At 34.6% G+C, this 25,534-nt stretch carries 19 protein-coding genes; 11 read left to right on the forward strand and 8 right to left on the reverse strand.

The window, feature by feature from the left end:
• Window positions 1-31 precede the first annotated feature (31 nt).
• The 3 genes from ileS to BM246_RS09565 all read left to right on the forward strand — a co-directional run bounded on the left by ileS (window position 32) and on the right by BM246_RS09565 (window position 4,502).
• On the forward strand, window positions 32-3,436 hold the full coding sequence (gene ileS / locus BM246_RS09555) for an isoleucine--tRNA ligase (RefSeq protein ID WP_074937449.1): 3,405 nt from the start codon (window positions 32-34) through the stop codon (window positions 3,434-3,436).
• A gap of 4 nt (window positions 3,437-3,440) precedes the next feature.
• On the forward strand, window positions 3,441-3,818 hold the full coding sequence (locus BM246_RS09560; RefSeq protein ID WP_042499536.1) for a TraR/DksA family transcriptional regulator: 378 nt from the start codon (window positions 3,441-3,443) through the stop codon (window positions 3,816-3,818).
• Window positions 3,819-3,881: 63 nt separating this feature from the next.
• The gene (locus tag BM246_RS09565; protein ID WP_074937451.1) at window positions 3,882-4,502 is read left to right on the forward strand and encodes a lipoprotein signal peptidase; all 621 of its coding nucleotides are present in this window, start codon (window positions 3,882-3,884) and stop codon (window positions 4,500-4,502) included.
• A 12-nt stretch (window positions 4,503-4,514) separates the two neighbouring features.
• On the opposite strand, the gene BM246_RS09570 is transcribed toward BM246_RS09565, so the two are convergent.
• The 4 genes from BM246_RS09570 to BM246_RS09585 are packed head-to-tail and all read right to left on the reverse strand — an operon-like array spanning window position 4,515 to window position 7,382.
• Window positions 4,515-5,081 (reverse strand): 5-formyltetrahydrofolate cyclo-ligase, encoded by a 567-nt coding sequence (locus tag BM246_RS09570; RefSeq protein WP_074937453.1) that lies wholly within the window; start codon window positions 5,079-5,081, stop codon window positions 4,515-4,517.
• 22 nt (window positions 5,082-5,103) lie between these two features.
• Window positions 5,104-6,078, reverse strand: a complete 975-nt coding sequence (locus BM246_RS09575; protein ID WP_074937455.1) for a succinylglutamate desuccinylase/aspartoacylase family protein — start codon at window positions 6,076-6,078, stop codon at window positions 5,104-5,106.
• Window positions 6,079-6,954 (reverse strand): 30S ribosomal protein S6--L-glutamate ligase, encoded by an 876-nt coding sequence (gene rimK, locus BM246_RS09580; protein WP_042504010.1) that lies wholly within the window; start codon window positions 6,952-6,954, stop codon window positions 6,079-6,081.
• Between the two features lie 2 nt (window positions 6,955-6,956).
• Entirely contained in the window at window positions 6,957-7,382 is a 426-nt protein-coding gene (locus BM246_RS09585) for an ATP-dependent zinc protease family protein (protein ID WP_074937456.1), read from the reverse strand.
• Between the two features lie 341 nt (window positions 7,383-7,723).
• On the opposite strand from BM246_RS09585, the gene uvrC reads away from it, so the two are divergent.
• The 7 genes from uvrC (at window position 7,724) to BM246_RS09620 (ending at window position 16,782) form a co-directional block, all read left to right on the forward strand.
• Complete coding sequence (uvrC, locus tag BM246_RS09590) at window positions 7,724-9,523, forward strand: excinuclease ABC subunit UvrC (RefSeq protein WP_074937458.1); 1,800 nt, start codon at window positions 7,724-7,726, stop codon at window positions 9,521-9,523.
• Between the two features lie 62 nt (window positions 9,524-9,585).
• Window positions 9,586-11,817, forward strand: coding sequence for a patatin-like phospholipase family protein (locus BM246_RS09595; RefSeq protein WP_317042978.1), 2,232 nt, complete (start codon window positions 9,586-9,588; stop codon window positions 11,815-11,817).
• A 235-nt stretch (window positions 11,818-12,052) separates the two neighbouring features.
• A complete protein-coding gene (locus BM246_RS09600; RefSeq protein ID WP_074937461.1) occupies window positions 12,053-13,210 on the forward strand; it encodes a homogentisate 1,2-dioxygenase in 1,158 nt (385 codons plus the stop codon).
• Window positions 13,211-13,459: 249 nt separating this feature from the next.
• Window positions 13,460-13,936: a CCC motif membrane protein gene (locus BM246_RS09605; protein ID WP_074937464.1), complete on the forward strand. Its 477-nt coding sequence runs from the start codon at window positions 13,460-13,462 to the stop codon at window positions 13,934-13,936.
• 32 nt (window positions 13,937-13,968) lie between these two features.
• A complete protein-coding gene (hppD, locus tag BM246_RS09610) occupies window positions 13,969-15,129 on the forward strand; it encodes a 4-hydroxyphenylpyruvate dioxygenase (RefSeq protein ID WP_074937466.1) in 1,161 nt (386 codons plus the stop codon).
• 230 nt (window positions 15,130-15,359) lie between these two features.
• Complete coding sequence (locus BM246_RS09615; protein ID WP_074937468.1) at window positions 15,360-16,220, forward strand: cupin-like domain-containing protein; 861 nt, start codon at window positions 15,360-15,362, stop codon at window positions 16,218-16,220.
• Window positions 16,221-16,281: 61 nt separating this feature from the next.
• Complete coding sequence (locus BM246_RS09620; protein ID WP_042499523.1) at window positions 16,282-16,782, forward strand: DUF6646 family protein; 501 nt, start codon at window positions 16,282-16,284, stop codon at window positions 16,780-16,782.
• 85 nt (window positions 16,783-16,867) lie between these two features.
• On the opposite strand, the gene BM246_RS09625 is transcribed toward BM246_RS09620, so the two are convergent.
• Window positions 16,868-17,344 (reverse strand): regulatory protein RecX, encoded by a 477-nt coding sequence (locus BM246_RS09625; RefSeq protein WP_042504014.1) that lies wholly within the window; start codon window positions 17,342-17,344, stop codon window positions 16,868-16,870.
• Window positions 17,345-17,624: 280 nt separating this feature from the next.
• Between BM246_RS09625 and BM246_RS09630 the strand changes: the two genes are divergently transcribed.
• Window positions 17,625-20,030, forward strand: a complete 2,406-nt coding sequence (locus BM246_RS09630; RefSeq protein ID WP_139221872.1) for a T9SS type A sorting domain-containing protein — start codon at window positions 17,625-17,627, stop codon at window positions 20,028-20,030.
• A 17-nt stretch (window positions 20,031-20,047) separates the two neighbouring features.
• Here the strand turns inward: BM246_RS09630 and BM246_RS09635 are convergent, their stop codons facing one another.
• The 3 genes from BM246_RS09635 to porZ are packed head-to-tail and all read right to left on the reverse strand — an operon-like array spanning window position 20,048 to window position 25,529.
• Entirely contained in the window at window positions 20,048-22,456 is a 2,409-nt protein-coding gene (locus BM246_RS09635) for a TonB-dependent receptor plug domain-containing protein (protein ID WP_074937472.1), read from the reverse strand.
• 2 nt (window positions 22,457-22,458) lie between these two features.
• Entirely contained in the window at window positions 22,459-23,178 is a 720-nt protein-coding gene (recO, locus tag BM246_RS09640; protein WP_042504020.1) for a DNA repair protein RecO, read from the reverse strand.
• Entirely contained in the window at window positions 23,178-25,529 is a 2,352-nt protein-coding gene (gene porZ, locus BM246_RS09645) for a type IX secretion system anionic LPS delivery protein PorZ (RefSeq protein WP_231961837.1), read from the reverse strand. The genes recO and porZ overlap by 1 nt, the downstream gene beginning before the upstream one ends.
• Window positions 25,530-25,534: the final 5 nt, after the last annotated feature.

Below are 25,534 nucleotides of genomic sequence, written 5' to 3' on the forward strand. Positions count from 1 at the left end.
AAATTCGCAACCTTACTAGAATTGATGATACATGAGCGCTAAATTTCCTGAATACAAAGGACTTGACTTACCAAATGTTGCAGACCAGATCTTAAACTATTGGCAAGAAAATAACATATTTGAAAAAAGTGTAACCACAAGAGAAGGCAAAAAACCTTTTGTGTTTTTTGAAGGTCCACCTTCAGCAAACGGATTACCTGGTGTACACCATGTTTTAGCACGTGCTATTAAAGATATTTTTCCACGATATAAAACCATGAAAGGTTACCAAGTTAAGCGTAAAGCTGGTTGGGACACACATGGTTTACCTATTGAATTAGGTGTAGAAAAAGAATTAGGAATTACCAAAGAAGATATTGGTAAAACTATTTCTGTAGAAGATTATAATGCAGCCTGTAGAAAAGCAGTAATGCGCTATACAGATGTTTGGAACGACCTCACTCAAAAAATGGGGTATTGGGTAGATATGGACGATCCATACGTAACCTACGAACCAAAATACATGGAAACAGTTTGGTGGCTATTAAAAGAAATATATACCAAAAATTTAATGTACAAAGGCTACACTATTCAGCCTTATTCGCCTAAAGCAGGCACAGGTTTAAGCTCGCACGAGGTTAACCAACCGGGCGCTTACCAAGATGTAACAGACACAACTATTGTCGCTCAGTTTAAAGCCGTAGAAAGTACATTGCCAGATTTTTTACAAAACGAAGGTGATATCCATTTTACAGCATGGACTACAACACCTTGGACTTTACCGTCTAATACAGCGTTAACAGTTGGTCCAAAAATAGATTACGTTTTAGTTGAAACGTATAACCAATATACATTCAAACCTATGAATGTTATTTTGGCAAAAGCTTTAGTTAACAAACAATTTGACGGAAAATTTAAAAGAGTTGAAGAAAAACCAGCACTTTTAGAATATAAAGATGGCGACAAAAAAATACCATACTTCGTTGTAAAAGAGTTTAAAGGAAAAGATCTTGTTGGTATTAAATACGAACAATTATTACCATATGCTTTACCAAACGATAACCCAGAAAATGCTTTTAGAGTTATTGCTGGAGATTTTGTAACCACAGAAGACGGTACAGGAATAGTACATACAGCACCTACTTTTGGTGCAGACGATGCCTTGGTTGCAAAGCAAGCCGCACCTGAAATCCCGCCAATGTTGGTAAAAGATGAAAACGACAACTTAGTACCACTTGTAGATTTACAAGGTCGTTTTAGGCCAGAAATGAAAGAGTTTGGCGGCAAGTATGTTAAGAACGAATATTATGCAGATGGTGAAGCACCAGAACGCTCAATAGACGTTGAATTAGCTATTAAATTAAAAGAAGAAAACAAGGCCTTTAAGGTTGAAAAATATAAGCACAGTTACCCACATTGTTGGCGTACCGATAAACCAATTCTATATTACCCATTAGATTCTTGGTTTATCAAAGTAACCGATATTAAAGGGCGCATGCACGAGTTAAACACAGGCATTAATTGGAAACCAAAAGCAACCGGAACAGGCCGTTTTGGAAACTGGTTAGCAAATGCAAACGACTGGAATTTATCGCGTTCTCGCTACTGGGGAATTCCGTTACCAATCTGGAGAACAGAAGATGGTAAAGAAGAAATCTGTATAGGTTCTGTTGAAGAGCTTAAAGCAGAAATGCAAAAAGCAGTTGCGGCAGGCGTACTAGCAAAAGATATTTTTGAAGAGTTTGAAGTTGGAAACAATTCCGAAGAAAACTACGCGAAAATAGATTTACATAAAAATATAGTTGACGAAATTACTTTAGTTTCAGCAAACGGCCAACCAATGAAACGCGAAAGCGATTTAATCGATGTTTGGTTCGATTCTGGTTCTATGCCATATGCACAATGGCACTACCCTTTTGAAAACAAAGATAAAATTGACGAAAACAAATCGTTTCCAGCAGATTTTATTGCAGAAGGTGTGGATCAAACACGTGGATGGTTTTATACCCTTCACGCCATCGGAACTATGGTTTTCGATTCTGTGGCATACAAAAATGTAGTTTCTAACGGGTTGGTACTAGACAAAAACGGACAAAAAATGTCTAAACGCCTAGGTAACGCCGTAGATCCTTTTGAAACTTTAGGAACATATGGTGCCGATGCTACACGTTGGTACATGATTGCTAATGCAAACCCTTGGGATAATTTAAAATTCGATTTAGAAGGTATAGAAGAAGTAAAACGTAAATTCTTCGGAACACTTTACAACACCTATTCATTCTTTCAACTTTATGCTAATCTTGATAACTTTAACTACAGCGAAGCCGATATTCCTTTAAACGAACGTCCGGAAATAGACAGGTGGATTCTTTCAGAATTACACACTTTAATTCAGAAAGTAGATGCTTTTTATGCCGATTACGAACCAACAAAAGCAGCTAGGGCAATTTCAGATTTTACTCAAGATTACGTAAGTAACTGGTTTGTACGTTTAAGTAGAAGACGCTACTGGAAAGGTGATTACCAACAAGATAAAATTTCGGCATACCAAACACTTTACACCTGCATGGAAACTATCGCGAAACTAGGAGCACCAATTGCACCGTTCTTTATGGATAAATTGTATTTAGATTTAAATTCAGTTACTAAAAAAGAATCTTTTGAGAGTGTACACCTATCAAACTTCCCGGTATTCGATGAGAATTTTGTTGATAAGTCTCTAGAGAACAAGATGGAAAGCGCTCAAATTATTTCATCATTAGTACTTTCATTACGTGCAAAAGAAAAAATAAAAGTAAGACAACCATTACAAAAAATAATGATTCCTATTGATAGTGAATCTCAAAAAAATGAAATACTAGCCGTTGCAGACCTTATAAAATCTGAGGTTAATGTAAAAGAGGTTGAAGTTCTTGAAGATGCTTCGGATATTTTGGTAAAACAAATAAAACCAAACTTTAAAGTACTTGGCCCTCGTTTTGGAAAAGACATGAAAGCCATTGCACAAATAGTTAATAACTTCACTGCTAGCGACATAAAAAACATTGAGCAAAATGGTATTTTGGAAGTCGAAGTAAACGGAAAAAATATTACCTTAGAACGCACAGATGTTGAAATAACATCTCAAGATATCGAAGGGTGGCTAGTTGCAAACGACGGTGCCTTAACGGTAGCTTTAGATGTAACCATTACTGAAGAATTACGTAAAGAAGGTATTGCGAGAGAGTTAATCAATCGTATACAAAATTTACGAAAAGATTCAGGTTTTGAAGTAACCGACCGTATAGATGTTACTTTTCAAAAAGACGAAAATATCGTAAAGGCTGTGGAAGCAAATCTTGCGTATATTAAGTCTGAAACACTAACTAACGAATTAAAAATTATTGATAAATTAGAAGATGGTATAGAAATTGCTTTTGATGAAGTAAATACCAAATTGTCTATCCAAAAAAACTAAAACTATGGCAGAAAATACTGTAAGATATTCGGATGCTGATTTAGCAGAGTTTAAAGTGCTAATAGCCGAAAAAATAAAAAAAGCACAACACGACTTAGCACTTATACAAAGTGCGTATATGAACGACCATAGCAATGGAACTGAAGATACATCGCCTCAATTTAAAGCCTTTGATGAAGGTAGTGCTGTAATGAGTAAGGAATCTAACTCACAATTAGCTATCCGTCAAGAAAAATTTATACGCGATTTAAAAAATGCTTTAATCCGTATTGAAAACAAAACTTACGGTATTTGCAGAGTTACAGGAAAACTGATAAACAAAAAACGTTTAGAGCTTGTGCCACACGCTACATTAAGTATCGAGGCTAAAAACATGCAATAATCGCAATTAAAATTTTATATTTGAAACGTCTCATACTTTTATGAGGCGTTTTTAGTTTTTAATATGTCTTTAAAAAAATCTATTCTACTTATTGTTATCTTATTATTAATCGACCAGATTAGTAAAATATACATTAAAACCAATTTCGCACTTCATGAAAATGTTGAGGTATTTAGTTGGTTCAAAATATATTTTATAGAAAATGATGGCATGGCTTGGGGTACAAAAATTAGTGATTTTGTTTCCTTTATAGACGATAGATCTGCAAAAATCGCTTTAACCCTATTTAGAGTTTTTGCTATTTTTGGTATTGGTTATTGGCTTGTTGATGCAACTAAAAAGCAAAGTTCTAAAATATTAATTACAGCTATTGCTTTAATATTTTCCGGTGCTTTAGGTAATATTATAGATTCAGTATTTTATGGTGTTTTATTTGAAGATAGCATGAACCAAGTAGCAAGCTTTTTACCGGAAGCAGGAGGATATGATAGCTTATTACATGGCAAAGTAGTAGACATGCTTTATTTTCCTTTATTTCAAATAAATTTACCGCAATGGCTACCTTTATATGGCGGACAACGCTTTAACTTCTTCGAACCTGTATTCAATGTAGCCGATATGGCTATAAGCACAGGTTTTCTAATGTTAATTGTATTTAATAAGAAAGCGTTCAGTAAAGATTAAGTTTATAATGCTTTACGAAAACTCATAAACACGCTCTGGCGTTACGCAATAATCTAGGCGCACATCACTTTCAAAAACATCGGTAATTTCGGCGGAAGCTTCAAAAAAAGACAAGCCTATTTTAATAGTTTCAGGTTTACATTTGACTAAAAACCGATCGTAAAAACCTTTACCATAACCAACACGGTTACCAAGTGTATCAAAGGCTAAGAGCGGAATAAACACTACTTCAACCTTATCATCTAAAATCTCGATACCATCAATAGGTTCAGGAATATTATAGTTGTTTTTTTTAATAACCATATTATCGGTTAATAAAAAATGCTGCATACCACCAGTTTTAAAATCGCTTTTAGAAATTAAAATATTTTTATCCTTTCCCGATAAAATATTCAGAATATAATCGGTGTTTACCTCCTTATGTTCTTCAATAGCTAGAAAAACATGATAAAAAGAAGCATTCCAAACTGGCAATTTTAAAAGCTGATTAGCAATAGCCAAGCTAAAATCGTCTATTTGATTTACAGATAATTCGCTTCTAAGTTTTTTATATGTTTTTCGTAATTCGTTTTTAGTCATTCTAAAATCATATTATCAAAACTTAATGTTTCAAGGTTGTAGAGATGTGAAACAAGGCATCCCCCTGATATACAATAGGCGATTCGTTTACATTAATAATATATCCAGAATTTGGTGCTTTCACAACATATTCAAACTTGCCATAAGGATCTGTAATATTACCCAATACATCACGCCTATCAACATAAGAACCTATGGCAACCTCAGGTTTAAACATGCCCGAATATTTAGCACGTTGCCATTTACTATCATCTATAAAAATGGTGCTTTTTCTAGGTGTTGCACTTTTAAAATTAACCCCAAGCATACCTAAATATTTCAATACACGTTTAGATCCATTTACTCCAGAGTTGGTTACAGCATCATCAATATGGTTAGATTTTCCACCTTCAAAAAGCAAAAGAGGCTTCCCTAATTTATAGCAAGTTGTTCTAAACGATTTCGATAAGTTTTTAGAATACAAAACAAAAGGTGCTCCAAAAGCTTTCGCTAAATTATTAAGTTCAACATCTTCCTTTGTATAACGCAGTTGCGGTGCATTAAAACGACCAGACCCACCCGTATGAAAATCTAAAATAATATCTACATGTGGTAAAATTTCGTTTACCAACTTAAAAGCAACGCGAGCCGCCAACGAACCTGTTGGACTACCAGGGAATACTCGGTTTAAATCGCGACCATCAGGAAATTCTCGTTTTAAGTTTATAAACCCAAAAACATTAATAACCGGAATACAAATTATGGTTCCTATTTTAGGTTTATTAATACCTTTAGCAATAAGTTGTCTAACAATTTCAACACCATTAACTTCATCTCCATGAATTCCTGCTGTAAAAAGCACAATTGGACCAGGCTTTTTAGCACGCGAAATTATAACCGGTACATTTACTGGTGTTGAGGTATGTAAATTAGCCACATCAAAATTAACCTCTCTACTCTCTCCCGGACCTATATCTTCTCCTAAAATAGTTAAAATGTTGTTGCGTAATTCTGGCATTTATTTCGTGTTTTTTTCAATATAAACAATAATATTCTTTGCAATATTTCGTCCTGTAGCAGCTTCAATACCCTCTAAACCAGGTGTAGAATTCACCTCTAACAATAACGGGCCACGTTCCGACTGTAACATATCTACACCGCAAACAGGCAGCTTTAAAGCTGTAGCGGCATTCATAGCCACCTTTAACTCATCATGATTAAGTTTTACAATTTCGGCCGATCCGCCACGGTGTAAATTAGATCTAAACTCCCCCTCTTTTCCTTGGCGTTTCATAGCACCAACCACTTGGCCATCTACAACCAAGGCACGTAAATCTGCACCTTTAGCTTCCGATATATATTCTTGCACCAATGCACGAGCCTGTAAACCATTAAAAGCCTCTAAAACAGATTCTGCAGCATTTTTAGTTTCAGCTAAAACCACTCCTAAACCTTGAGTACCTTCTAAAAGTTTAATAATAACCGGTGTACCACCAACATGCTCAATAACACGTTCTACATCGCGAGAATAATTAGTAAACACCGTTTTAGGCATACCAATTCCTGCTTTAGACAAACGCTGAAAACTACGCAGTTTATCACGAGAACGAATAATCGCATCCGATGTTACTGTGGTAAAAACCCCCATCATTTCAAACTGGCGCACTACAGCACAACCAAAAAAGGTAACCGAAGTTCCAATTCTAGGTATAATAGCATCAACATAGTCTAAATATCGATCTTTATAAAAAATCGTTGGGTTTTCCTTTTCAATAATAAGGTCACACTTCAACGGGTCTATAACCTCGATTTTATGACCTCTTTTTTTCCCTTCTTCCACCAAGCGATCAGTCGAATACAGTTCCGCATTACGCGATAAAATTACTATGTTCATTGTTATTGTTTTTTCATTTTAAAAGAAACTTGTTCCAAATCCACATCGATCAAAAATTTTTGTTTTAAAAATTGTCTTCCAATCAACACCGGATATTTCATATCGCTTCTCGTGCTTAAAGTTAAGTTAATCTTGTATGTTTTACCAAAGATTACCACATCAGATTTTACTTTATATCTATTTTCCTTAAAACCGTTACTACTTTTCACATTGGTTCGTGAAAATTCGGTAAACACAATTTCTGTATCACCAAAATTTTGATGTACATCACTACTAAAACCACATTTTAGCACATTATTTTCTTCAATTATTTCCGTACAATGTATTGCCGATGTATAAGCACCTGTATCCATTTTTACATCAATATTAAACAAACCTAATACAGGAAAATCTAAAACATCGGTTCTACCTAAAATCTTTTTACTCATTTTTCAATTATTTCTTTGGGCGTTACCAGAAGGGTCGGGCTTTCCGCAGTCGCTTTTTTGTGTTGCATAGGTGCAACCACACAAAAAGAGCTCCAACAATGCTGCAATCCCTAACGCAAGCCCATCTGCAAACATCAATTTTCGTCAATAAACAAAACACATCCTAGCAAACTAGAAGCGTTTTTAAAAGTGGCGAAAATATACAATTAGTCAATTCAAAAAACATTTTTAAAAAATAATTTCTACCTATAAATTAACAAGCATAAGTTATAACATCTATTCGTATAAATTCGTGAGATTACTATCTAAAAAACATCAATAAAATAATTACCTTTGAAACAATGGATACCCCTGATTTAGACATACAATTAAAGACCCTGCCAAATCAACCTGGTGTTTATCAATATTTTGATAAAGATGATACCATAATTTACGTTGGTAAAGCCAAAAACCTTAAAAAAAGGGTCACCTCCTATTTCACTAAAACCCACGACAACGGTAAAACTCGCGTGTTGGTAAAAAAAATAGCCAACATAAAGCACATTGTGGTCGATACCGAAACCGATGCACTTCTACTGGAAAACAACCTGATAAAAAAGTACAAGCCGCGATACAATGTTTTATTAAAAGATGATAAATCGTACCCATGGATTTGCATAAAAAACGAACGTTTCCCACGCGTGTTTTCTACACGACGTGTTTTTAAAGACGGTAGCGATTATTTTGGACCATACACCAGTGGTAAAACCGTTTATACGCTTTTAGATTTAATAAAAGGCTTGTACAGTTTACGTACCTGTAACTTTAACTTATCTCAAGAAAAAGTAAATTCAGGCAAATATAAAGTCTGCTTAGAATACCATTTAGGCAACTGCAAAGGCCCTTGTGAAAACCGCGAAACCGAAGCAGAATACAACAAAAACATAGTAGCAATAAAAGAAATTTTAAAAGGAAATTTTAAAGACTCCTTACAGCAATTTAAACAGCAAATGCGCGATTTAGCAGACAACATGCAGTTTGAAGAAGCCCATAAAATGAAGGAGAAAATTCAGGTTTTAGAAAATTACCAAGCTAAATCTACCATTGTAAATCCAAAAATTAGTAATGTAGATGTATTCTCTATCATGAGCGACGAAGGCTATGGTTACATCAATTTTTTACAATTATCCTACGGCTCCATAATTCGTTCGCATACTTTAGAAATTAAAAAGAAGCTAGACGAAACCGACCAAGAATTACTAGAACTCGCGATTACAGAAATCAGACAACGTTTCGATTCTAATTCTAAAGAAATTTACGTTCCCTTTAAAGTTAATATAGGCGAAAACTTAAAAGTTACAGTACCACAATTGGGCGATAAAAAACATATTTTAGATCTATCACTTCGGAATGCTAAGTATTTCCGAATGGAACGTTTTAAACAAATAAAAATAGTAGATCCAGATAGGCATGCCAACAGAGTTATGGCACAAATGAAAGCCGATTTACGTCTTTCTGAAGAACCTCGCCACATTGAATGTTTCGATAACTCGAATATCCAAGGCACAAACCCTGTAGCGGCTTGCGTTGTATTTAAAAATGGCAAACCCAGTAAAAAAGACTATCGCCACTTTAATATAAAAACCGTAGTTGGTCCAGACGATTTTGCTTCTATGGAAGAGGTTGTATACCGTCGTTACAAACGTTTAGTTGAAGAAGAACAACCTTTACCACAACTAATAATAATAGATGGTGGAAAAGGACAACTATCTTCAGCATTAAAAAGTTTAGACGCATTAGGCTTACGAAATACTATTGCTATTATAGGAATCGCAAAACGTTTAGAAGAATTATTCTATCCAGACGATCCAATTCCCTTATATTTAGATAAAAAAAGTGAAACTCTAAAGATAATTCAGCAATTACGAAATGAAGCCCACCGTTTTGGTATTGAGCATCACCGTAATAAACGTAGTAAATCAGCTTTAAATACCGAGCTTGAAACCATTCCGGGTATTGGCGATAAAACCATTGTAGAATTATTGAAACATTTTAAATCGGCAAAACGTGTAGCAAATGCTAAACTAGACGAACTAGAAGATGTTGTTGGCGTATCGAGAGCCTCAAAAATTTACACCTTTTATCACGAAAAGGAGACTTAAATAGAATACCAATTATCAGTAAAATATTATTATTAAACATACACCCGTTAAAATAAAAAACATTGATAAAAAAAACCACCATATTACTCCTAATTCTGTTCGTTGGCCTTTCCGCGAAAGCGCAAAACAAAACAGAAAAAAATACTCCAAAAGTAGGCTTGGTATTAAGTGGTGGTGGAGCAAAAGGGCTTGCCCACATTGGTGTTTTAAAAGTTATAGACAGTTTAGGTATTAAGATAGATTATATTGCAGGCACAAGTATGGGCGCCGTAATTGGCGGACTTTATGCCTCGGGATATTCGGGTAATCAACTAGATTCTATTTTTCATCAAGTAGATTTTGATAAACTTATAAACGATAATTTGCCAAGAGCTTCTAAGGCCTTTTACGAACGTGATAATGCCGAAAGATATGCGGTGAAATTACCCTTCGACGATTTTAAAATTAAATTACCATCTGCACTTTCTCGTGGTCAAAACACTTATAATTTATTTTCAACCTTAACGCTATCTATAAACGAAACTAGCGATTTCAGCAAATTACCTATTCCGTTTTTTTGTATTGGCACAAACGTAGAAACGGGTAACCAAGTGGTTTTAGAATCGGGCGATTTAACACAATCTATTATGGCGAGTAGCGCGCTTCCATCACTTTACCAGCCGGTTATAATTAATGGCGATGTACTTGTAGATGGTGGTGTAATTAACAACTACCCTATTGGAGAATTACGTGCTAAAGGCATGGATAAAATTATTGGTGTAGATGTACAAGACGATCTTTTAAAACGCGACGAACTCACCTCGGCTCCCGATGTTTTGCTTCAAATAAATAATTTCAGAACGGTAAACGACATGAAATTAAAAGCCAAGCTTACCGATATTTACATAAAACCAAATATTAAAGAATACAACGTGGTATCTTTTAATGAAGGTCGAGAAATTATTGAAAGTGGAAAAATAGCCACATTAGCAAACCTAGAAGACTTTAAAAACTTACCTCTAAGAAAAAAAGAACAAAAACTTAAAGAAAGAGTACCAGATAGTATTACCATAAACAACCTATCAATAAAAGGCAATAAAAGCTACACACGCGCCTATGTTTTAGGAAAGTTAAAATTAAAGCAAAGCGGAAAAATAAGCTACACAGATTTTATAGAAGGAGTGAACAATTTAGTAGCAACCAATAACTTCGATTCCTTTCAATATAAATTAAAACATACAGGAGCTTCTGAAACTTACGATTTAGAAACGCATTTAACCGAAACTAAAAACACAACGTTTTTAAAACTTGGTATCCATTTTGATGATTTATACAAAAGCGCCATTCTAGTAAACATCACTAAAAAACGATTACTATTTAAAAATGATATCGCTTCTTTCGATTTTATTCTAGGCGATAATGTGCGTTATAATTTCGATTATTTAATAGACAAAGGTTTTTACTGGAGTGTTGGTTTCCGTTCTAGTTTCAATACATTTAATAAAAACGTAAGCGCAAGTTTATTATTGGAAGACAGTGAAATAGACGCCACCGGATTAAACAAAATAGCAACAGAATTGGATGATCAAACCAATCAATTTTATCTACAAACATTGTTCAGAAAAGATTTTGCATTCAGTATAGGAGCAGAACACAAGCGTTTAGAGTTAAGCTCAGAAACTTTTTTAACAGATAGTCCAGACGAAGAATATGTATTCGAAAAAACAGATTATCTAAGTGTTTTCGGAAACCTTAAATTAGACACCTACGATAACAAATATTTCCCTAAAAAAGGCGTGTATTTTAATGGCGATTTACACACCTACTTATTTGCCTCTAACTTCAATAAAGATTTCGATAACTTCTCTATTGCTAAAGCAGATTTAGGCTATGCCTTTAGCGCATCACACAATTTAGCATTCAATATAAAAACAAGTGGTGGTTTTAAAACCGGTAACAAATCGACCAAAACCTTAGATTTCGCACTTGGAGGATACGGTAATAACCTAATAAACAACTTCATACCATTTATTGGTCACGATTTTATTTCCCTTACGGGGAATAGCTACGTAAAGGCATCTTTTATTGCCGATTATGAAATTTTCAAAAAACATCACATTACGCTAGAAGGCAACTGGGCCAACATAGACGACGATATTTTCGACTCTGGCGAATGGTTCTCACTTCCAGACAATCGCGGTTACGGCTTAGGTTACGCCATGGAAACCCTTATAGGTCCGCTACAAGTAAAATACAGTTATGCGCCCGAGTTAGGCCAAAGCATCTGGTTCTTTAATTTAGGTTTTTGGTTCTAAACCAACGATTACGATTTATTCAAAATAAATTCTATTTTACGAGTTATAATTTAAAATTTTACGATATTTGTGGTAATATGACACTGTTTTGGGCAAATTTACTTCAGCACCTTAATTTTCTTATCAAGAGAAATCCTGAATAAGCAGGCATTATTGTATATTTAAATCACTTTTTTTAAAGTTTAAAGCCACACGCTTTAAAACGTTTAATTATTAACTTATAATTCTAAAAAGTATGCCTATTTATCATAAACTAGGAAACATTCCTCCTAAACGACACACACAATTTAGAAAACCAGACGGCAGTTTGTACGCCGAACAACTTTTTGGCACCATTGGTTTCGATGGTATGGCAACCAATAGCTACCACGAACAACGACCAACACAAGTAAAAGTAATAAAAAACCAATACAGTGTTGCTCCAAAAATTGCATTAAAAAACAACATAAAATCTTATAGATTAAAAGGCTTTCAAGTAAAACCAGAAAACGATTATCTAGAAAGTCGTAAAACCGTTTTAATAAATAGCGATTGCGCTATTATTCTAGCAGCACCAAAACAATCTACAGAAAACTATTTTTATAAAAACACCGATGCCGACGAGCTTATTTTTGTGCACAAAGGCACCGGAAAACTGCGCACACACTTAGGAAACCTGGATTTTAAATACGGTGATTATCTTTTAATTCCGCGCGGTATTATTTATAAAATAGATTTCGACACCGAAGACAACAGGCTTTTTATAGTAGAATCGCGTCGCCCAATTTACACACCAAAACGTTACCGCAATTGGTTTGGGCAACTTTTGGAACACGCTCCATTTTGTGAACGTGATATTCGCCGTCCGGTAGAATTAGAAACCCATAACGAAAATGGAGATTTTTTAATAAAAGTAAAAAAACAAGACGATATTATAGAAATGGTTTACGCCTCTCATCCTTTTGATGTTGTGGGCTACGACGGCTACAATTATCCGTACGCCTTTTCCATACACGATTTCGAACCCATAACAGGCCGCATACACCAACCGCCACCGGTGCACCAAACTTTTGAAACCGATGCCTTTGTAATATGCAGTTTTGTGCCGCGAATTTACGACTACCATCCGCAATCTATTCCGGCGCCATACAACCATAGCAACATCGATTCCGATGAAGTTTTATATTACGTAGACGGCGATTTTATGAGTCGTAACGATATCGATCAAGGTCATATTTCTCTGCATCCTGCAGGTATTCCACACGGTCCGCACCCAGGAGCCACCGAGCGTAGTATTGGCAAAACCAAAACCAACGAACTCGCTGTAATGGTAGACACCTTTAAACCACTCATGCTAACCGAAGAAGCCATGAAAATTGCCGACGAGAACTATTATAAATCCTGGTTAGAATAAAATAATAAGAAGCTAATCCTGCTTTCCGCTATATCTTTTAACAAAGCCACTTGTCTATTATTTAAGTTTTATTACTTTCATTAAAAATTTAGTAAAACACAAAGTTTAGAACATTATAACGCTTTGTAAAAAGGATGCCGCTGCAATCAGAGCTAACCTAACCGCCAATAAAAAGGCTTAACCTAAAAACACTCAAATCCCCTGTTTGAGCACCTTCTAAACAAGAAGTTTAATTATGGGTAAATTATTATGAATTACAGTAAACTACCAGCCGATCCAAGTTCATTAGTATTAGGTATTGTAGCCTTAGTATTAGGTTTTGCAGGCTGTTGTTGTTATGGCATTTTTGCCATTATCCCATTAATAATAGCCATTATTGGTTTAATGAGCGCCAATAGAAGTTTAAAAGAATTTGGCAACAATCCAGATGTCTATACACCACAAACTAGAAGTAACGTCTCAACGGCACGCGTGCTAAACATAATTGCCATTGTTTTTAACGGTATTATAGTGCTTATGTTTATAGGTGCACTTATATTCTACGGCACCATGTGGTCTACAGGTGTTTTTGATGAATTTAAAAACTTTGACAACTTCGAGACAGAGGAGATTTACGAATATGAATCGGATACTATTTTTAGTGATACCGAATACTACGAATCTGAAACTACTATAGACAGCATAGAGGTTGAAGAACTCATAGAACCCACCGATAGCGGTGAATAAAACACAAATCCACAACTAATAAATAAGATATCATGAGTAAAGATATAGAATCAGTAAACTACGGATTAGAAAAAATATTTGAAGGCGCACAAGATTTCTTACCACTTCTTGGTACCGATTATGTAGAATTCTACGTTGGTAACGCGAAACAATCAGCTCATTTTTATAAAACAGCATTCGGTTTTCAATCGCATGCTTATAAAGGTTTAGAAACCGGATCTACAGATTCCGTAAGCTACGTGCTTACCCAAGATAAAATCAAACTGGTTCTAACCACACCTTTAAACAGTAAATCGCCAATAAACGAACACATTGTTAAACATGGCGATGGCGTAAAAGTAGTTGCTCTTTGGGTAGAAGATGCCCGAAAAGCTTACCAAGAAACTACCAATCGAGGAGCAAAATCGTATATGGAGCCAACCGTTGAAACCGACGAACATGGCGAAGTTGTTAGAGCCGGTATTTATACTTACGGCGAAACGGTACACATGTTTGTAGAACGCAAAAACTATAACGGTACTTTTTTACCAGGATTTAAGGCATGGAATTCTGACTACAACCCAAAACCTGCCGGACTTAAATACATAGACCACATGGTGGGCAATGTAGGCTGGAACCAAATGGATACTTGGGTTAAATTTTACGAAGATGTTATGGGCTTTGTAAACTTTTTATCGTTTGATGATAAGCAAATTCATACCGAATATTCGGCCTTAATGAGTAAGGTAATGAGTAACGGTAACGGCCGTATAAAATTCCCGATAAACGAACCTGCGGAAGGTAAAAAACGCTCGCAAATTGAGGAATATCTAGATTTTTATGAAGGTGCAGGCGTGCAGCACATTGCCGTTGCTACAGATGATATTATAAAAACAGTAAGCCAACTAAAAGCTAATGGTGTGGAATTTTTATCGATTCCGCCAGAGGAATATTATAGAGCCGTACCAGGTAGATTAGAGGCTTACAGCCACGAACTTCGTGAAGATATTGAAGGTCTAAAAAAACTAGGCATTATGATTGATGCTGACGAAGAAGGGTATTTGCTTCAAATTTTCACAAAACCCGTGGAAGATAGACCGACCTTATTTTTTGAAATTATACAACGTATGGGAGCTAAAGGCTTTGGTGCTGGTAATTTTAAAGCACTTTTTGAATCTATTGAGCGTGAACAAGCTAAAAGAGGCACACTTTAATTTTAACCTCAACCATACAACGTTTGTTGTTATTTAATATTTTTAAAACCCGTCTCTTTCTAGAAAAACAAGACGGGTTTTCTTTTGCGTTAGCGATTGAACGGCCTGTTTGAGCTCCCGACCTTAGGAGGAGCGAGTAGTGAAAGCGCGACCCTTTTCGGGTAACGCCCAAATTAGTATTTTTAAATTGGTAACGTTTTGTTAACTTTGACCCCGAATACAAACAAGCTTTGACGTTGAACTTACAGGATATTCCGCGCGTAAAACATATTACGAAATCGGATTTTATAAAACACTATTTTACACCGCAAAAGCCTGTGGTTATCGAGCATTTTATCGATGACTGGCCTGCGTATTCTAAATGGAGTTTGGAGTACATGAAGCAAGTGGGTGGCAATATTACCGTGCCACTTTACGATGATAGGCCTGTGGATTTTAAAGATGGTTTTAATGAGCCACATGCCAAAATGAAACTTGCCGATTACATTGATTTATTGAAGCGCGAGCCCACTAAATTCAGGATATTCTTGTGGAATGCCTTAAAGGAGATTCCTGTTTTACAGAAAGATTTTACGTTTCCTGATTTTGGTTTACGTTTAATGAAAGGTATACCGATGTTGTTTTTTGGCGGTGAGAACTCGCATACGTTTATGCACTATGATATTGATTTGGCTAACATTTTTCACTTTCATTTTGAGGGTAAAAAGCAGTGTATTTTGTTTGACCAAAAGCAGAATAAGTTTTTATACAAAGTGCCTCACGCTTTAATTACTCGCGAGGATATAGACTTTAATAATCCGGATTTTGAAAAATGGCCTGCGTTAAAAAAAGCAAATGGTTACAAAACGGAACTTAACCATGGCGAAGTACTCTATATGCCCGAAGGTTATTGGCATTATATGCGCTACATAACCCCTGGTTTTTCTATGAGTTTGCGTGCTATTGCTAGAAACCCAAAACACTTTGGCAAAGCGATTTACAATGTATTTATTATGCGTAATTACGATAATTTAATGCGTAGAATTAAAGGGCAAAAATGGATTGATTGGAAAAATGAACAGGCCATACTACGCACAAACAAGCATTTGTAAATTAAACCTTTGATTTTAAAAAAGTTGTAATATCTTTGCCGACTTAAATAAAACTCAAATCATGAATAAAAATTTAATTTTATTAGTATTAGTTGTACTTAGCGTATCGTTTGCACATTCGCAAGCATTTGAAGGTAAAGGTGATAATAAATTCCAAGTTGGTGCTAACTTACAAGATAATGGCACTGGACTTAATTTAAGTTACGATTTTGGTGTTGGCGAAAACATTTCAGTTGGTTTTTCTACTTCATACCTTTTAAGCGTTAACGATGTTATTTTGGATGATGCTTTTGATACACGTTTTGACTTAAGAGCTCGTTTTAATGCTAACCTTGGTAATGTTATTAATGTTGATGAAAACTTTGATGTTTATCCTGGTTTAAGTCTTGGACTTAAAAACTTTGGTGGTCACTTAGGTGCTCGTTATTTTTTCTCTGATGGCTTTGGTGTTTATACAGAATTTAATGCGCCTTTCGCTAAATATAAATCTGGAACGTTAACAGCTTCTGAAACTTTACACAATCAATTTACAGTTAACTTAGGTGCTGTTTTCAACTTATAATATATAGTGTACCCTTACTTTTTTAAGGATAACTTTTATAAAAAAAGCTGATAGAAATAATTTCTATCAGCTTTTTTTTATGCTTTTATTTAATGATTTCGTGTGCTTTCTCGTAAACCAAATGAGACTCCCAACCACGATATAGAAAATAATCGACAAACTTTTTACGCTTTTTGTAAACGTCGCTCTCTTTTAGAGTTTCTACTTTTTTTTCGGCTAACTCATTGAAAGTCTCAATGTAATCCTCGTTTTCAATTTCTAAAAGTGCTCTATTTATATTTACTTTACTAATATGCTTTTTCTTGAGTTCCATAGATATGCGCACTCTACCCCAACGCTTAATACGGAACTTTCCGCGTGCAAAAGCCATTGCAAATCGTTCTTCGTTAAGGAAGTTGTGTTCTATAAGGTGTACGGCAACCACATCGATAACTTCAGGAATCATATTCATGCTAATTAGCTTTTGCCTAACCTCGTAATGACTACGTTCTTGGTATGCGCAATAATGCTCCATTTTTCTGGTAGCTTCTTCTAAAGTATAAGATTTTGTGGAACGTTGCATAGGTAACAAAAATAACAATTAGATTAAATAAACGTGCTTTTTAGAACAGTTTTAATAATCGCGCCACCCAGCTTTAAACTTTCTAGCCTTAAGGAAAACAAGCAACTAAATTTTATTTTTATCAAAAACAACAAATCACTCATTGATAGCTATTTGCAAATCAACCTAAAAAACAGCTGTTACATCTAGATAAAAAACCTTATTAACTAATAATTCTTTATTTTAGTTCAATCTAATTGCCTAAAAAGCAATTAAGAGAACCTTTTAATCCCTAAGAATTTTGAAAAAATTATTCCTTTTAATATTAATGCTTTTAGCCTTTGATTTTGGATTTGGGCAAGAAATAGCTTCTTTTAGCCGACTAAACAGTGCTGGGTGCAGCGGCTCCATTTATGAAGACTCAAATATTACCACAACAGGGATTTGTAGAGGTCCAGGGCTACTTCAAAACGGAGGAGTAACATACAACTCAAGAAGATGGACTAGCACTACTACTCTTGATCCTACAGATTATCTTGAATGGACTTTAACCGCTAACTCCGGATATCAAATAGATTTAACAACAATGGATATCCGTTATGATCGAAGTGGAGAAGGTCCAAAGCGAGCAGAAATACAAATAAATACAGGCTCAGGCTTTACAACTATATTTACAGATGCATCGGTTTCTCCATCTGGTGAAAATAATAACATAGATTTATCTAGTTTTTCGGGAATTACAAACACCATAACTTTTAGAATTTACGCTTACAATTCTGATACTCAGGGTGGAACGTTTGACATAGAAGAACTTACTGTTCCTACTGACAAAGGTATTATTATAAATGGTTCTGTAATTCTTGCTTCTCCTTGTGTATCAACTTCAATCTGGAACGGATCAACATGGAGTACAGGTACACCCAATTTAACAACAGAAGCGATTCTTGATGCCAACTACGATACTAGTAGTAATGGAAACATTCAAGCTTGTAGTTTAACCGTTAGCTCAAACTTCGATCTAACCATTACAAACAATACTTTTGTTGAAGTAGAAAACGACCTAACTGTAGAAGCAAATGCAAACATTTATGTAGCATCTCAAGGCGCATTTGTACAAAATGACGATTTAGGAACTATTACCTACAATGGCACCATTGAAGTTGAAAAAGTAACGGCCCCAACAAACAACTGGTACGAATACACGTATTGGAGTTCTCCTGTAGTAGGAGAAGATATAGACGGCGGCCTAACAGACGCGAAATCAAACAGACGCTATTTATTTAATGCGGAAAACTTTCTAGATTCTACTGCAGAAACTAACAATAACAATGCAACTATTGCCGGGCAAGATAATATTGATGATAATGGTGACGATTGGGCTAATGTAAGCGGCACGACGATTATGGAAGCAGGTATTGGTTATGCATCTATGCACGATCCTGTTGGTTTTACTGGTCCTGGTAGTGCTCCATATCAATTTAGTTATAGCTTTGAAGGTGCCTTTAACAATGGTGTAATATCTGTGCCTATTTACAGAAACGACTCGGAAAACAACGATATTAACTGGAACTTTATTGGAAATCCATACCCATCAGCGATTGATGCCGATTTGTTTTTAGCAGCCAACAGTAATATTTCTACTAGTGTTGCCGGATCAGGATACATAAATGGCGCTATATTTTTATGGTCTCAAAACACACTACCTTCGGCTACCACCAATGGCAACGAACCATTAAACTTTTCTAATGATGATTACTCTATTATAAATGCATCTGGCGAAACTACAGGTGGCGATGGCACAACTGCTGCTACATTATCTAATTCAAACAGAGCAATTTCTTCGGGGCAAGGTTTCTTTGTAGCTTTTTCAGATGGGGCGATACCCATTTCTACTACTGGAGATATATCGGAAGGCGTTATCACATTCAACAACTCAATGCGCGTAACCGATGTAGCAGCTAATAGTGTGTTTTTCAAAGGAACATCATCTAAAAACACAAATATTGCAGATAAGCTATGGATTAACTTAACATCAGAAGTTGGAGTATATAATCAAATTTTAATAGCCTATGTAAATGGAGCAACTAATGAAGATGATGGATTAACTTTTGATGCTACCAAATACCCAACCAATTCGGGTGCAGCTTTATATTCTACTATCGGTAACTCTAATAAAAAGTTTGCCATACAAGGTAAAGCTGTTGAAAGTATTAATGAAGAAGAGGTTATAAATCTCGGCTTTACTAATTATATTAATAATGAAATACCATACACCTTATCTATTGATAAACTACAAGGTGATTTTCTAAACAATAACACGGTTTATTTAAAAGATAATTTACTAAACATTACTCATAACCTATCGGATGGCGATTACAACTTTACTTCAGAAACAGGAGCATTTACAAATCGTTTTGAAGTAGTGTTCAAAGAAGAAAACACGCTAACAGTTGATGATATTATTAATAACGAAAGTGCTTTCCAAATTATTCAACATGACAGCGACCGTGTTACCTTTAAAACAGGAACGAGTGCTACTTTAAAATCGATTGCTATTTACGACTTGTTTGGTAGAAAAGTATATCAATTTAAAGGCGGAAATAGTTCGGAAACATTTAATATTCCAAATATAAAAACAGGTATTTATCTCGCTAAAGCGGAATTATCTACAGGAGTAATAATCACTAAAAAAGCTATAAAAAGATAATTAGGTTTACACCGAAATTACAAGCTATACTTTAATGCTAAAATAACATTTATTCCAGCGGCTGCAATTCCAGACGAATAGGTTTTGTAACGCTGGTTAGTTATGTTTTCTATACTTGCCGAAATTGATGTTGATTTACGCCATTGATATTGCGTTCTTAAATTAAGCGTATACCAAGCTGGCGAGTACGGATTGCCATCTGCATCTAAAGCATAGATATAATCTTTTTCAATTTCCGAAGGCGCTAATTGATTAAAAGATAATTCGTTATTATAATTTGCAAAAGCATCAACTTTCAACTTGTTTTTAGCCCATGTAATGTGTGTGTTTCCAAAATATGGTGCAACATGCCTAATTGGAACTTCAATGCCTTCATCTTCTTCTGTACCACCTATAATGTTGTATTGCGAAGTAAGCTCGAGTTGTTTAGATAGTTTATACTTCAACCCAACTTCAAACCCGTAAATCCAAGCTTTAGATGCATTTTGAATAGCTTGTACGTTACTTAACTCACCATCGTACATAATTTCAGTTTCACCATTTAAACTATAATCGCGACGCACTAAGGCGTTATCCAGATACGTGTAATACGTGTTTAAATCTAAAATAAGGCTTTCGTTAAAATTCAACTTCAGTCCCACTTCACCACCATAAGCATATTCAGGCTTTAAATTATCATTAGGCACTACAACAGATCCTGGTTCAGAATCGAAAACCTTACCAATATCATCAATATTTGGAGCTCTAAAAGCAGACGATGCATTTAATTTCCATTGCATCATCTTGTTTGGAGTCCAACTCACTCCAGCGGTTCCGGTAAGTGCACCTGCTTCATTATTAGAAACCGTAAAAGGTAAATTTAAATAGACATTATTTTCGGTGAAATCGGCCTTAGAAACCACATGGTTAAAACGTAAACCTGACTGAAATACAAATTTAGTATTCGGCTTATATTTTATACTAGAATACACAGCAGTAGATTGCCATGTTGCTCCATTTGGATAACGCGAAACAGTTGGTTCTAATGTATTAATATCAATATTCTCATCCTCTCCACTAGAAGTTACTTTATTATAAACGTACTCAAAACCATAAAAAAATTGTGTTTTGGAATCTAAAGTTTTTTCTAAATCTAAATTAAAGGAGTAAGCATCTACAGCTTCTTCTCGAATACTCCTGATAGACGATTGAAAATCACGATCCATTCTGCTTTCTTCAAAATTCTGATAAGCTATGGTTGCTTTAATTTTATCATACAAATTCGAATTACTGCTTAATTTAGTAACCTGTAAATTAGACATAAACCAGTTTTGTGGACCATAATTCCATTCTGCAGAACGCAGCGTACCACTACGATATCTGATTAAACGATCGTATCTTGGAATATTTGATGATGTGGTGTAAAACAAACCTAAATCGAAACTTAAATTTTCTAAAGGCTCATACCTCACTTTTTGCATTAAATTAAGCTGATTGTAACCAGAATATTTTTGAACCAAAGGATCGCTATTTCCTTGAACAATATCTCCTTCTGAAGTTGTAACAACATATTCGGGTCTTAAATAATCATCAGGTCCATTTTTTCCCATTTTTAAATCTCCAAAATCAGTATAACTCGCACTAGTAACAAAACCCCAATTTTTGTAACCTAAATTCAAATCGAAATGCCCTGTTTTTTCGTTACTTGCAGAAGCATACCTCGCTACAACATTCGATTTTACTAAAAGTGAATCTGTATAAGACAATTGCGGTTTTTGCGTATAGAAACTCATAACACCACCTATGGCATCACTACCATAAATTACCGAACCTGCACCAAGTGTTACCTCGGTATTTTGAATTGAAAATGGGTCGATAGCTATTACATTTTGAAGGTTTCCTCCTCTAAAAATGGCATTATTCATGCGCACACCATCTACCGTGATAAGCAACCTATTGGTTGAAAATCCACGTATCATTGGACTACCACCACCCATTTGACTTTTTTGCACATAAACTTGGCCTGTAGTTTCTAATAAATCGGCACTTGTTTGCGGATTAGTAAACTGTATATTTTTACTGTTTAGACTTACTATTTTTTGAGGAATATCTCTTTTGTTTTGCTGAAATTTTGAAGCTGATATTACAATTTCCTGAAGGCCTTCAGTGTTAGATTCTAGATATATTTTGTTTCTAGAACCAATGATAAACTTAGTGGTTTGTTTTAAAACATGCGATAAGTGTTTAAAATAAATGACTTCACCTTCATCAAACTCACTTAAGGAAGCTTCGCCTCTAAAGTTTGTAATCTCAGATTTCGATTTATCAACATTATATATAGCGACACCAAAAATTGGTTCTTGCGTAGTTTTGTTAAGCACTTTTACGTTTTGAGCAAAGCTTACACAGGTAAATAGAACGAAAAATATAATGTAAAAAGACTTCATGCTTAACTAAAAACTTGATTAAAAATTTTTAAGGATTTTGGTGTTTTAAAACTCCCCAAATGTAGTTCAAAATATAGCAAAATCATATTTAAAAACGATTGCCTTTGCCTTCCGTTAATTTTCACATTTTGCAAGTCGTTAAAGGTTGTTTCTAATAGTTTTTTAAGGAGATTTAAATCTTCACCTGCAATGGTATTTCGAATATCTTGTCTTACTTGAAATTTACCTTCAATTAAATTAAAATGATCTAACTCTCTATCCAAACTATCAGGATAAAAACCAAGGTACTTTGTGAGATTGAGTAGAAATAACAAATGGAAATTAGCATAGTCACTTTGCTCATCTAACCATAATAGTGCTGTTTCTAAATACCTAAAAAGCGTTTCGTTTTGCTCCTCTTCGCGCAAAGCACTGCTTAAAACCTCGGATAAAAACATCACGATAGCACTTTTTAAAACATTGGTATGCAAACTACTATACAAATGATTTAAACGCACCTCGCTTAAGCTTTGTAACGAACGACTATCTTTATAATTTACTGTAATATGTAACTGAGATAATAATTGAAAGTATGCGATTTTAGCCCCTCCTTTTTTGCTTTTTAAAACACCGCGAAGTAAAAAACTAACCACACCAAGTTCTTCGGTATAACATTTAACTATTAAATCGTTGTCTCTATATTTTAGCTTAGAGAGCACAATGGCATTGGTTTTAACTAACATTACCTAACTACCATTAATTTTACAACCTTAGTTTCGAAGGTATCTAAATCGGAAATCATAATTAAATACACACCAGAAGACACAACATTATTCGCCATATTTCTTCCGTTCCAAAATACAGTCCCTCCATCTATTTCAAGGTTGTAATTATTATATCTTAAATTAATTCGCGATTGCGCCTCGGCTACCAAGTTTCCTTCAATATCAGTGATTTTGATATTTACGTTATCGGAAATGTTTTTAATTTTTACCTTTTTTTCGACGATATCAAAATTTGGTCGCACCGGATTTGGATAAGCATAAACGGTTTCTAAATCTTCTGACGAACCCGAACCTCCAGATTTAAAAGACACTAAACCTCTATCGGTTGCTAAATAAATAATACTATTTGTTTCTTCTATAGATATTTCACTTATAGCATTTGAGGGTAACGGTGAATTATCGGTTGTGAAATGATAAATAGTTTCTTGACCATCGGATGATAAGTAAAACACACCAGCATCAATGGTACCAATCCATTTATTATTTGCGCCATCGACCTTTATATCTGTAATATACTGTTCTGAGAGAAGTTCCCGAGCTATACCATCTTCAAGAATTATAATCTCTTCTGCAGTAGAATTATCATCTGTAAAAAAACCAGATGTATTATACAAAACCCTTAAACCTTTATCTGTACCAATCCATAATTGATTTCTGTCATCTGCCGCCAAAGCTCTTACCGAATTAACAGGTAGGTTACCATCTACTTCATCTATATTCTTTAACAATGGACTTCCATTATTCTCATTAAAACCAATTACACCTTTAGAATAACTAGCTATCCATTTTGTATTATTTCTATCTATAACCAACTTATCAAACCCTAAATTATCGTTTAAAGCATCTTCAATTAAAGATTCAAAACTATAAGAAACCCATTGATTATTTGTAGGATTATAAGATTTTAATGGCTTTTCGACTCTACTTGTAATAGTCCACAACAAACCTGTATTATCAAATATTGACTCTCCAACTCTTATATCTACATAACTTGGGTTAGTAGGAATAACCAAAGACTCTAGTCCGCTATTATTTTGATTATATAAAACTGTCGGTTCATTATTATTAAATTCCAATAAACCACTAAAAAAAGAACTAACAAAAGCTTGATTTATATTAGACGGATTTACTGATATTGCATTTAAAGATCTTGCTCCAAATAAATCACTATAATCTGTGTTTATCCAAAATCCCTTAGTTAAATGACTAACTCCACGTGCATTTAAAGGGTAAGGGTTGTAATCTAATGTATAATCACCATAGGTAACCCAAACACCATTTACATCTGCCTGAATTGAAAATGGGGTATTTAACAATGGTCCGTCTGGGTGAATTTCTTCATAATTTAAAGGATTTAAAATTGAAGTCGATAACACACCAAAGTTATCTGTACCAATATAGATATTATCAGCATCTATGGTTGCCGCATTAAAGTTTGTATTAAAATCTGCATTATCCGATGCTTTTGCGAGTAAATTAAAATCTACATCGTAAACAAAAACATCGTTTTTTGTGGTTACTATTAACTTCTCATTTAAACTAGTTGTTTTAAGCGGCGTATCGGCAAACACCAATAAACTGGTTAATACATCGTTATTAATCTCGTATAGTCTTTTACCTGTATTTATTGTATATAATTTGCTTTCGTTTGTTTGCACAGACAAAAAATCTCCATTACTTACTTGCTCCCAGTTTTTATAATCGATTAAATTAGGACTTGCAATAGGTGCTTTTTTAAGTCCACCACCATCAAGACATGCCGCATAAATATAATCACCAAAAATAGTTGTTTGACTTACTTCTATTTGAATCCCTCCATCACCAATAAAATAAGTGTCACCAAACTCCAAACGCTCTAAATCGAATACAGATATACCATAACCCGTAGATAGATATACATTATTTTCATTGGCGTTAATATGATTAATTTTTTTATCACCATCTAGAATTGTTGATTTATTCACAATATCTACAACAGTTAATATATCATCATCTTCATCGAAAACAATTTCAATTAATCCATTTTCATAACCAACAACCAATAGCTCGTAAACTTCACTATAGTATATAGTTGAAATGGTTTCACCAGACAAACCTTGTATTGTGGTAATTTCTTCTAAAGTTTTGGTTTGACTGTCAAAACTAAAGATAGCATTTTCTGAAGCTGCATAGACTTTGTTTCTTCCGGTGACAACCTCGTTTACCTGATTGTATGAAAAGTAACCCTCCCAGAGATTGGAGAAATCTTGTGCAAACTGCACAAGAGGCAACATATAAATTAAAAAAATTATAACTTTCTTAAACATCATTAACC

This window comes from Algibacter lectus, assembly GCF_900112395.1.
GTDB lineage: Bacteria > Bacteroidota > Bacteroidia > Flavobacteriales > Flavobacteriaceae > Algibacter > Algibacter lectus.